Genomic DNA, 11,616 nt, shown 5'->3' with positions numbered 1-11,616 from the left:
ATAACGGCATTTCTGCCGTTATTCCAACCCGCTCTCGCCGGCGGCTCTCCCATAACGGCATTTCTGCCGTTATTCCAACCCGCTCTCGCCGGCAGCTCTCCAATAACGGCATTTCTGCCGTTATTCCAACCCGCTCTCGCCGGCGGCGCTCTAATAACGGCATTTCTGCCGTTATTCCAACCCGCTCTCGCCGGCGGCGCTCTAATAACGGCATTTCTGCCGTTATTCCAACCCGCTCTCGCCGGCGGCGCTCCAATAACGGCACTTCTGCCGTTATTCCAACCTGCTCTCGCCGCCGGCGCTCTAATAACGGCATTTCTGCCGTTATTCCAACCCGCTCTCGCCGGCGGCGCTCTAATAACGGCACTTCTGCCGTTATTCCAACCTGCTCTCGCCGGCGGCGCTCTAATAACGGCATTTCTGCCGTTATTCCAACCCGCTCTCGCCGGCGGCTCTCCAATAACGGCACTTCTGCCGTTATTCCAACCCGCTAACGCCGGCGGCGCTCTAATAACGGCATTTCTGCCGTTATTCCAACCCGCTCTCGCCGGCGGCTCTCCCCGCTCCGCTATCAGCGCATCAGCCAGCGCTGTTGCCCTCTCAGCCCGCGGACTCCGCCTCATCATACAAGGCCTGCATCTCCACGCAGGCCATGACCAGTGCGCCGACGCCGTGCAGGTCATTGCTGACCTTCGGGCGGGTAACATAGTTCTCGTAATCGCCCGCCGAGGTGCCGATGCAGATGCCGGGCAGAACCAGCCGGCCCTGCTCATCCTGCTCCAGCACCCGGAGCAGGCCTTCATAGCCCTTGCGGGCGGCGGCCTTCGCCCCGGAAGGGGCGACGCCATGCTTCACCGCCTTAGCGATGGAGTAGACGAACAGGCAGGAGCCCGATGTCTCCAGCCAGTTATCCGGCCGGCCGCCTTTGTCGACCACCTGATACCACAGCCCGCTCTCCCCGTCCTGATACCGGATCAGCGCTTCCACGAAGCCGCCCAGCTCGGCGGCAAGCTCCGCTCTGCCCGGATCACCGGCCGGAAGCAGATCCAGAAACTGCGAGACGGCCAGGCCGTACCAGCCCAGCGAACGGCTCCAGAATTCCGGCGAGCAGCCGGTCTGCGGATTGGCCCACGGCATCCGGCGGCTCTCGTCCCAGGCGTGGTACAAAAGCCCGGTAGCATCATCCTTCATATGCTTCCGCATCAGCCGCTCCTGCTGCAGTACGGTTTCACGCAGGCCGGGTTCCCCATACACATTGGCATATTTCAGCGAGAACACACCCGCCATGTAGAGCCCATCCAGCCACATTTGATTGGGGTATTTATCCTTGTGCCAGTAACCGCCTTCCGAGGTCCGGTTCAGGGTCAGCAGCAAATTGCGCAGCTTCCCGGCGGCAATCCGGTACTTCTTCTTGCCGGTCCGCTTGTGCAGCGTGAACAGCAGCAGCCCTGCCTGAACCGCATCCAGCTCATCGCGGGCAAAATACAAATTGCCGTTCTCATCAACGAGATCGTCTACATATTGCCGGATGTATTCGATGTAGCGTTCCTCCTGAACCGCTTCCCAGAGCAGCTCCATCCCGCACAGAAACACACCCTGATGATAATGCCAGCGGTGGGCCGGAGGCAGCTCTCCCGCCTTATAAGTATCCATTAACGAATCACAGGCCTGTTTTGCCCATTCCATAGGTGTTGCCGGCAGACTGCCTATCATCTCCATACCCCTTCCGCTATATAAGTTGAATTTCACTATCGGCTCTCCGGACACTTTTTCACCACGCTTTTAAGTTGAGCCGGTAAATTCTGTCTCATTCCTCTAGCCCTTCATCGATCCCAGCATGGCTCCCTTGGCGAAGTGCTTCTGCAGGAACGGATACACCATCAGAATCGGCAGCGTAGCTACTACGATAACTGCCATCTTGATCGTCTGATCCGGCGGAGGATTGGTCGCATCCAGGGTGGCGCTGTAATCCATGCCGCTGGCGAGCACAACAATCTGTCTCAGCAGCACCTGAATCGGCCATTTGGCACTGTCATCCAGATACAGGATGGCACTCATGTAAGTGTTCCAATAGGTGACCGCATAGAACAGGGAAATGGTCGCGATGGCCGGCAGGGACAGGGGCAGCACGATCCGGAACAGGATGCCGAAGTCGTTGCAGCCGTCGATTTTCGCCGATTCCTCAAGGCCTTCAGGGATATTCTGAAAGAAGTTCTTCAGGATAATCATATTGAACGCGCTGATGGCCGACGGCAGAATCAGAGCCGCATACGTATCGATCAGGCCCAGCTCCTTCACCACCAGGAAGGTGGGAATCATCCCGCCGTGGAACAGCATGGTGAATACTACGAGAAAGTTGAACACACTGCGGCCGTCCAGATCTCTTCTGGACAGACCGTAAGCCATCAGAGAAGTAATTAACATACTGAACAGCGTGCCGAAGAGCGTCACTCCAATCGAGACACCCATGGACTTAATGATCGTATTGGTCGAAAAAATAAATTTGTAAGCTTCAAAGCTCCATACCTTGGGGAACAGCACAAATTTGTTGGCCGCAAGCTCCGCACTGGTCGTGAACGAGCCGGCAACCACGTGGACAAACGGCAGCACCGTAATGAGTGTAATTAAGGCAAGCAGTGTAAAGTTGACAGCCGCAAACATTCTGCCGCCGATTGAGCGATCTTCTACCATTTCAATTCCTCCCGCTGGTTCTCAATAAACGCCTTCTTCGCCCATTTTCTTGGACAATTTGTTGACCGACATGACCATAATGAGCCCGATAATCGACTTGAAGAATCCGATAGCTGTACTGTAGCTGAAGTGTCCTTGTCTAAGTCCTGCCGTGTATACATACGTATCAATAATTTCCGCAACCTCTCGATTCATGGAGTTCAGCATCAGATACACATGTTCAAATCCAAGATCCAGTACGGAACCAATTTTCAGAATAAGCAGGGTAATGATGACGCCGCGGATCGCGGGAAGGGTAATATGCCAGATTTGTCTCAGCCGTCCGGCACCGTCCATACGTGCGGCTTCATAGAGCCCGGGATCGATGGCCGCAATCGAAGCCAGATAAATAATCGTCCCCCAGCCCGCTTCGCGCCAAATGATCTGGATGATGTACATCGGCCTGAACCAGCCGGGACTCAGCAGGAAATTAATCTTTTCAAACCCGAAATAGGACAGCAGCTCGTTGATAATTCCGCCGTCCATCGTAGTCATGACAAAAGAAATCGAAACGACGATAACCCATGACATGAAATGGGGCAGATAAATAAGCGTCTGAAAGGTTCTTTTGAAAAAATTGCCCCGCAGCTCATTCAGCATCAAAGCCAGAATAATCGGAATCGGAAAATAGAATAAAATGTTCATTCCGAACAAAATCAAGGTGTTGCCCAAAATATTCAGGAAATCCGCTTCTGTGAACAGCCGCTGGAAATGCTCCATCCCCACCCATTCACTTCCTGTTATCCCCTGGTAAGGCTTGTAATCCTGAAACGAGATGATTAATCCATACATGGGCAAATATTTAAAAATCACAAAATACAGCACACCCGGTATCAGCATGACGTAGAGCAATTTGTTTCTCCACAGACGTTTTTTGAGCTCGCTGCTGCTCTTGTAGCTCTTGGGCTTCAGCTCGGGAACAACACCGGGCTGGGCGGAGGCTTCCTGCATAATACTCTTCCTTTCTGCTTCATAATTGGTACCTGACAACCGGCGCGCCATGAAGAAACCGAAAAGACTGCTGAATTATCGTTATTAGCAGCCTTTTCAGTTGCATTTTTATTCAGCTTACCCAAACGGTCTGCCTATTTCTTATACACGGCGTTGTATTCTTCAATGATCTTCTGGCCGCCGCGGTCCTTCCAGGACTGCACTTCCTTTTCGAAGCCGGCTTTGTCAATTTGTCCGTAGATGTATTTATAAGTTGCATCCGTAATGATCTGCTGCAGCTCTACGCCCTTAGTGGTATAAGTAGCGGAATCCAGCGCAGCCGTAGGATCGGCCACACCCACTTTGACATTCTCCAGCAGCAGCTCCTCCGCATGGATTCTGCCCGGCAGCACGTTCAAGCTCTGGTACATACCGTTTGTTTCTGCTTCACCGATTACGCTGTCCTTGAAGCCTTTGACTTCGCGTTCGATCAGCTCTTTGTCGTCCGCAGGTTTGGCTCTGCCGTCTTCAACGGAATAGTGTGTGCCTTCAATGCCCCAGTACATCAGATTGGATACCTCAGGAGTCATCATCTTGTCAAAGAATGCAAGGATTTTCTTCAGCTCCGCTTCGTCCTTGACGGCCGATTTCGGGAACAGTACCACGTTGTTGTAGCCCGGAATCATCCATTGCGCAAACTTGCCGTCAGGTCCGGCGACCATACTGTGCGTATCGAGTACGGCATCCGGGAAGTTCTTGATCAGGTCCTTGTTGAGGGTATCAATATCCTGCATGGAGCCGCCAATGTACAGCCCCGCTTTGCCGCTGACGAACATGTTTACAGCATCCGTTTTGCTGGTGGCCGCGAAGTCCTGGTTCATGTAGCCGGCATCGCGGGCTTTTTTGAAGAAATCCATGGTGTCAAAATACTGCGGGAATTCGAATTCCGGCGCGAGCTGACCGTCCTTCTCCCCCCATGTGTTCGGAGTCCCGAACCAGGAGGATACAGTCTTGAATGCGCCGTATACCAGCTCGTTGCGGTCTACAATACCGGTAGTATCCTTCTGGCCGTTGCCGTCCGGGTCCTGCTCCGTGAATGCCTTTGCCATAGCGAACAGCTCATCCACATTCGCCGGCGGCTGCAAGCCCAGCTTGTCGGCCCAGTCTTTGCGGTAAATGATGCCCTGGCGCGCCAGCGGCCGCCCAATATACAAGGAATAGAGCTTGCCGTCCACCTTGGTATTGTTCAGGATTTCCGGCTTCAGCTTATTGAGATTCGGGAATTCGCTGAGCAGCGGCCCGATCTCCCAGAACTGCCCGTCCTTTATGGATTCCTTCATTTGAATGAAGGTCGTCTGGTTCTTCAAATAAGTAACCTGCGGCAGGGAGCCGGTGGCGAACGATGAATTCAGCTTCTCTTCATACGTATCTGCAGGGTAGAACTGGTAGGTGAGCTTCGTATTCGTCAGCTTCTCCACTTCTGTCTTGATGGTATCCGGTGGAGTCTCTGTGGTGTTCAGCGGCAGCATGATCTTAATCTCTGTCGGTTTTTCCGGCTCCGGTGCCGTGGTTGCCGTGTCTGTTCCACCGCTTGTTCCCCCATTGCCAGGGGCAGCTTCATTGTTCTTGTTGTTGCCTGAACACGCTGTCAGCATGCTGAATGTCAGCAGTGCGGACAGGAGCAGGGTGAAGGATTTTTTGTTCATGCCAATTTGACCTCCGTTTAACTTGTATTGGTTACAAGCTCACAATACAGCGTCCGGAAAGGTACGAATACAATCATTTACTCATAAAAGGGGCTTGCAGCAGGCGTTCTGGGGAAATGATTATCGTGATAACAGAACAATCACGCATCTCCTGTCCGTTCTCATCGTATGCTGCAGGCGTACAAAAAAAATTACCGGCTTGTGTTGTTTCTATCCCGAAGGATGTTGGCCGTTACTGCCAGCATCTTATATTTTTCATGGTTGATTTGCTTGTAATCTTTCATGGCCTTCTGCAGGAATTTCAGCCCGTTGTCATAATCTTGCTGGTTCAGTAAATATTGAGCCAGCTCAAGCAACAGATTGGCCTGACGGTCCATAGCAAGCTTGCGGGAATACCTTCCCTCTGCCCATACATTTATAGTCTCTTCTATATCCTGCTTGAACCGCTGCAAGATTTCATCAACATTCAAGTCATACTTATTGGCAGCTTTCAAAATATATAATAAGCCGGTGACCCGTTCTTCCTTTTGCCTGTCGATATATGCCGCATATTGCTCTATGACATTTAAATCACCGCCGAGCAGCCTGGTTAAGCAAGTATTCGCCTCAGCCCATTCGATGAACAGACTTTTCCAATACTCCACATCTTCTCCCTGTTCCTTCACCCAGCTTAAATCTGCATAATTATTAATATGGGTCAATGCCTGCCCGTAATCCCCAAGCTCATTGCAAGCATTTCCCCGCAGCAGACTGCTGTAGGCGATATAAAAAAACAACGGCCTGCCCGGCCCTTCAACAGACGGTTTGGATTTACGTTGAGGCCGCTTTTGCAGATCATACTGGATTTTAGCCTTACTCCCCATTTTGCCCGCCAGTTCATCGACCTTGCTCCAGCGCTGTAATGAGCGGTAGGTATTAGCCAGTTCTTTTAACGCATCCAGCTGAACGATTTCATCCAGGCGCTCGACAAAAGGCTCAAACCGGGTTGCCGCACACAGGTTTTTATCCTGGTCATCGCACAGGGAGATCGTAAATAACCGGTACTGGCACAGGGCAAGCCGTTCCGAATGCTGGGACCGCTCCCCCTCGGAGACGCCTTCATACAGTAGAGCGGCTGCTGCCGGGCGTCCTTTGGCAAACAGTTCTTCGGCCGTATCATACAGCAGCGGAGAATACATCAGATTGTCCATAATATGCTGCACCACACGCCCGATGCAGTCCAGCTTATTCAAGTCCGCACAGCGATGCAGCAAGGGTCCGATCCGCCGCCAGTCCTGGGAGCTGTCAATAATATAATTATCTATGTAAAGGTCGTAAAAAAAGCCTTCGGCAAGCCCCATGGCCCCGGTAATCCGGTCAAGCTGCTGTATTGCCACAGGACGGCGTCCACGAATCATATTGCTGAGCGTACCCGAATGAATACCTGAACGTTCCGAGAATTGCGTGATCGTCAGGCCTTCCCGCTTCAAGTAATTTTCCAACTCCGCCAATATCGCAGGTGCAGGTTCCAAAGCGCACCCCTCCTTACACTCCATATCCATTAAATAGAATAAATTCCCTATTCATTCCTTATATAAAGGATATCAGCGGACAATCTGGTATACAAGCTATAAATATGAATATTTCCTTATATTTAAACAGAATTATCCTATTTGCTTCCCTTCGCCCGCCACGCCTCCTCATATTCCTGAATAATCAGGCTGCCGCCGCTGGTTCTCCACTTCTCCACCTCTTGCAGGAAGCCTTCAGCGTTGATATTGCCCAGGATATAATTGTAGGTGGCATCCACGATGATGGCGGACAGTTCGGTGTTCTTTTCGTCAAAGGTAGGCGAGCTGAGGCTGACGGTCGGGTCATCGACCAGAAACTGCTCGTTGTCTTCACTGAGCTGGTCGGCGAGAGCGGTCAGCTGCTCTTTTTGCGCCACCTCCATAATGTTCTTGTTGCCGACATCGGCGATCATCAGGGAGTAGAGCGGATTTACCTCATTTACACGCAGCTGCGACGTATCTTCGGGAAGAATCACCTTGCCGTCTTCGACCTGGTAATGGCGGCCCTCGAACCCGTATTTCATCAGATTGGCAACATCCTTGTCCATCGTCCGGTCAAAAAAGCCCAGCACCTCCTTCAGCTCCTGCTCCGTCGCAATCGCCTTCTTCGAGAAAAGGTAGAGCCCGTTGTAGTTGGGAATTGACCACACCTTGTAGCCGTACGGCCCTTCGATGCGGTTGATCAGCGTAAGCTCGGCTGCGGGGTTGATGGCCTGGGCCTCAATGGAGAGCCGCTGCACATCGGTCATGCTGCCTATGAAGACGCCGGCGCTGCCCCGGATGAACTTATCCCGCTGCACCTCCTTGCTGGTCAGGACGAAATCCTGGTTGATAATCTTTTCATTATATAATTGCTTCATGAAGTTCATCGTGTTCATATATTCCGGCGTCTCAAATTCGGGAATGAACCGGCCATCCGCCAGCTTCCAGTTATTCGGCGCGCCGAAGTAGGAGCTGAGTGTCTTGAACACCCCATAGACCAGATCATTGCGGTCAACAAGACCGATTGTATCCGGCTTGCCGTTGCCGTCGGGATCATTGAAGGTGAATTGCTTCATGACTTCATACAGCTGCTCCAGCGTCTGCGGTTTGTCCAAACGGAGACGGTCGAGCCAATCCTTGCGGATGATAATGCCTTGTCTGGAGGAAGGGCGCTCGGTGTACAAGCCATAGAGCTTGCCGTCCACGGCCGTCTGATCAAGAATTGATGCGTCCAGCCGCTTCAGGTTCGGAAAATCCTGCAGGTAGGGACCAATCTCCCAAAAAGAACCCGACCGGATCGCATTCTTCACCAGATTATAATCTGTCACCTTGACAAAAGTGACCTTGCCCAAGGAACTGGTCGTCAGCGCCGTGTTCATTTTGTCGGTATAGACGCCCTCCGGAACCCAGGTGATATTCAGCTGAACTCCGGTCAGCTTCTCGATCTCCGCGACAATCTCCTTGGCGGGGGTCTGCGGAAAATGCAACGGTGCGAGAATGGAGATCGGCGGATGCTCTCCGCCAGGAACGGTCCCGGCCGGGCCTTCTCCGCTGCAAGCGCTTAACATAATGAATATGAGCAATCCCGGCAACCAGCCGTATCCGGCAGCCTTACTCCCCGACTTTGTCCTGAACATCCCTGCATCCCCCTAAAAGTTCATAAATAGAGAAAATGATTATTGCGGCACCAGATGATTATTGTTATTATCCTTCGTGATGCTTACACTTAAGACAGGCGAATGCCTCTACCTAATGTAAAGGTGCTGAATCCATTGAAATCTCTAAGCTTCCTGAGCAAATTAACCATGTTCGCCTTTCTTCTCAGCACACTGCCCGTGCTGTTCATTGGTTCGTTCTCGTACTTCACTTCCTCCAGCGAGATTCAAAAAAATGTTAACCGCAGCAAAATGGAACTTATTTTACAAATCACATCAAATGTAGAGCATAAGCTGACTACTGTCAACCAAACCTTGAACCAGGTCGTCAACTCCTCCGTATTAAAAAAGGCACTGAACAACCCGCTAAATGTAACCGATTTCATTTTATATAATGACATACGGACCGAAATCCGCAATATGCAGTCTTTCGATACAAAGCTGGAGGATGTCATCCTGCTGAACCAGCGCCAGAACTGGATGATCAAGAACTCAGGACTCTACCGGCTGAACGAATACAAGGATTACGAGCAGCTCACCAACCTGATTAATCTGCCCGATGAGACCTCCTGGGTGCTGAATCCCTCTTCCCTGTTCTACAGCGAGGAGAGCATCAATGTTACGGGCTGTGAATACAGCATCAGCCTGATCAAGAAGCTGCCCGCCACCAAGCTGCAAAAATACGGGCTGGCGCTGGCCAACATCCCCGCCTGCAGTCTGCAGGATTTCATCAACTCCAATGTGCAGCCGCTGGACAGCATTATCGTACTGGACAGCTCCGGCCGGATTCTGCTGCACCCGGACCGCACCCTGATTGGCCAGCCGGCCGCAGCCGGCGGCTTCACGGCGTTCGCGCAGGTTTCCGCCGCCGCAACCCCCTCGGGGCAGTTCGAGACCGTGATGGACAAAAAGGACTATTCCATCACCTATATGCGCTCCCAGCTTAACGGCTGGGTCTATCTTTCGGTCACCTCCATTGCCAGTCTGACCAAGGAGTCGGGCAAAATCGGAACCTATACCGTATATGTATGCACCTTTATGCTGCTGCTGTCGGTTCTGCTGGCCTGGCTCGGCTCCCGCAAGATGTACACTCCCATTGAAAGACTGCTTAACCAGATCGGCCAGCGCAAACCGGACATCCGGAAAAGGCATGCCAACGAGTTCCAGATTATCGGCGAGCAGGTGCATCACCTGTTCCAATCCAAAACCCAGCTGGAGAAGGAGGTCGCCCAGCATATCCAGCAGGTGCGCACCTTTTTCCTGATCAAGGCCTTTCAGGGCAATGTTAAGAAGCGGGAGCTGCTTGAGGAGCTGGAGCAGTTCGGCTACCAGGCCCAGTTGGAGGAATGGCAGACGATGGCGGTAATTACGCTCAGCATCGACTTCTCCGAGGAGAACAGCTATCAGAAAAAAGACCTCAGCCTGCTGCTGTTCGCCATGCATAACATGACCCTGGAGCTGGTTCCTGCGGGCAACAGGCTGGCTCCGGTCATTATGGACCAGGCCGTGGTCACACTGATCGGAAGCGCTGACGGGGATGCGGAGTCTTTTCACAAGACGCTCTATTCACTGACTGAGTCGCTGCAGCAAACCATCAACAACTACCTGAAGCTGGAGGTCAGCATTGGGCTGAGTCTGCCCTTCCATGCCTTTGATAAGATGTCGATAGCGTACAGAGAGGGCCTGGAAGCCCTGAAGCACCGGATTACGCTGGGCAGAGGGATCATTATTCAATACGAAAATATCAACTCCGGCAACCATTATCTCAATCTGAGCTATCCCGTCCATAAGGAAAACGACCTGATGGACGCCATCAAGCTGGCAGATGCCGAGACGGCGAAGGAGGTGCTGCATAAGGTGTTCGCCGCCATTTTTACGCCGGGGCTGTCGCCTCAGGAATATCAGATTCCGCTTACGCGCCTGCTGAACAATCTTCTCATTATGATGCAGGAATCGGGGATCAGCCTGAATCAGATTCACCCGGTGAGCGGCTCTTTATTCGAAGAGCTGACGGACCTGCACATCGTGGCCGAGATCGAGGACTGGTTCTGGACCGTCGTCATTCTGCCGATGATCCGCATCTTCAGCAGCAGACAAAATGCCCAGTACCATAATATTTCGGAGAAGCTGATCGATATTGTGCAGCATGATTACGACAAGGATCTGACGCTGGAGGAATGCGCGTCACGCCTGCACTATAATGCCAACTACATCAGCAGCGTGTTCCGCAAAGAGACCCAGTATTACTTCAGCGAATACCTTGCCATGTACCGGTTCAAGATGGCCAAGAAATGGCTGGAGGAAACCGACATGCCGATCAAGGATATCGCAGCCCGGCTGCGTTACAACAATTCGCAGAATTTCATCCGCTCGTTCCGCAAGCAGGAAGGGATGACCCCAGGCCAATACCGTGAGAATGCAGGCTCCAGGCAGCGCGCTGTGCCGGATAATTATAATTAGCTGCGCAGCAATTGCCGGTACAGTGAAGCGGCCTGGAGTGCATCCTTTATGAGTGCACTCCCAAGCTTTTTTGTTTTGTTGAATTGCAGCTTCCCTTCAAGAATGAACGAAGCTCCCCGGGAGCTAGTGCTGCCTCCCGTACGTTCTTTCCCCACTGTTAGAAGTCTGGTGAAAGAGTGTCCGGAGAGCGGATAGGGAGCCCAAACAGCCTTAGCGGCCGCCTGTGTAGCCGGATTCCCCCTTTTAGCAGGGGGATACAAAATCAAAAAATCCGGCTGCAACAGCGAGTGGAAACCCCTACCCGCCCGTAGGCCATGACAAAATCACCACTCTTCTAAAGGAAGTAACCAGAGATGCCAAGTGGATTTTGTACCACTAAATTCTCCGGGATTCGTGCAACAACGGAATTAGCAGGATTTTGTACACCTAATTTGGGGAATTTTGGTTCATGATCGCTAAATTGATCGAATTAGTGTTACTTTTTCCACTGCTATGAACGAATTTGTCAATTCCCCTGTTTTTCACCCTTAAACCAAGGGGGTTCAATCCCTTGGGCATAGAGACAAAATGCGAGTCGTCGGCTGGCACACTGCTATCCGTGGG

The 11,616-nt window shown here is 52.1% G+C and carries 8 protein-coding genes; 1 reads left to right on the top strand and 7 read right to left on the bottom strand.

Annotated elements, in window-relative coordinates; genetic code table 11:
- From HYD27_RS31300 to HYD27_RS31270, 7 genes are all read right to left on the bottom strand, one after another.
- On the bottom strand, positions 1–626 hold a 626-nt coding region (locus HYD27_RS31300; RefSeq protein ID WP_219221688.1), incomplete at its 3' end, for a hypothetical protein.
- Positions 601–1,713, bottom strand: a complete 1,113-nt coding sequence (locus tag HYD27_RS31295) for a glycoside hydrolase family 88/105 protein (protein ID WP_219221689.1) — start codon at positions 1,711–1,713, stop codon at positions 601–603. The genes HYD27_RS31300 and HYD27_RS31295, both read right to left, overlap by 26 nt.
- 102 nt (positions 1,714–1,815) lie before the next feature.
- The gene (locus tag HYD27_RS31290; RefSeq protein ID WP_219221687.1) at positions 1,816–2,691 is read right to left on the bottom strand and encodes a carbohydrate ABC transporter permease; all 876 of its coding nucleotides are present in this window, start codon (positions 2,689–2,691) and stop codon (positions 1,816–1,818) included.
- 21 nt (positions 2,692–2,712) lie between these two features.
- Complete coding sequence (locus tag HYD27_RS31285) at positions 2,713–3,681, bottom strand: ABC transporter permease (protein ID WP_219221686.1); 969 nt, start codon at positions 3,679–3,681, stop codon at positions 2,713–2,715.
- A gap of 134 nt (positions 3,682–3,815) precedes the next feature.
- Positions 3,816–5,366: an extracellular solute-binding protein gene (locus tag HYD27_RS31280; protein ID WP_219221685.1), complete on the bottom strand. Its 1,551-nt coding sequence runs from the start codon at positions 5,364–5,366 to the stop codon at positions 3,816–3,818.
- 191 nt (positions 5,367–5,557) lie between these two features.
- The gene (locus HYD27_RS31275; RefSeq protein ID WP_219221684.1) at positions 5,558–6,877 is read right to left on the bottom strand and encodes a helix-turn-helix domain-containing protein; all 1,320 of its coding nucleotides are present in this window, start codon (positions 6,875–6,877) and stop codon (positions 5,558–5,560) included.
- 137 nt (positions 6,878–7,014) lie between these two features.
- Positions 7,015–8,535 (bottom strand): extracellular solute-binding protein, encoded by a 1,521-nt coding sequence (locus HYD27_RS31270; protein ID WP_219221683.1) that lies wholly within the window; start codon positions 8,533–8,535, stop codon positions 7,015–7,017.
- A 135-nt stretch (positions 8,536–8,670) separates the two neighbouring features.
- Between HYD27_RS31270 and HYD27_RS31265 the strand changes: the two genes are divergently transcribed.
- Complete coding sequence (locus HYD27_RS31265) at positions 8,671–11,013, top strand: helix-turn-helix domain-containing protein (RefSeq protein WP_219221682.1); 2,343 nt, start codon at positions 8,671–8,673, stop codon at positions 11,011–11,013.
- Positions 11,014–11,616 lie beyond the last annotated feature (603 nt).

This window comes from Paenibacillus sp. S150, from assembly GCF_019352175.1.
GTDB lineage: Bacteria > Bacillota > Bacilli > Paenibacillales > Paenibacillaceae > Paenibacillus_AQ.
The sequence above is the reverse complement of the archived record's forward strand: the minus strand, read 5'-3'. Positions and strand labels throughout refer to the sequence as shown.

Coding starts and splice junctions, on each gene's coding strand:
- HYD27_RS31295 (WP_219221689.1), bottom strand. CDS start 1,713: ATGATAGGCAGTCTGCCGGCAACACCTATGGAATGGGCAAAACAGGCC.
- HYD27_RS31290 (WP_219221687.1), bottom strand. CDS start 2,691: ATGGTAGAAGATCGCTCAATCGGCGGCAGAATGTTTGCGGCTGTCAAC.
- HYD27_RS31285 (WP_219221686.1), bottom strand. CDS start 3,681: ATGCAGGAAGCCTCCGCCCAGCCCGGTGTTGTTCCCGAGCTGAAGCCC.
- HYD27_RS31280 (WP_219221685.1), bottom strand. CDS start 5,366: ATGAACAAAAAATCCTTCACCCTGCTCCTGTCCGCACTGCTGACATTC.
- HYD27_RS31270 (WP_219221683.1), bottom strand. CDS start 8,535: ATGTTCAGGACAAAGTCGGGGAGTAAGGCTGCCGGATACGGCTGGTTG.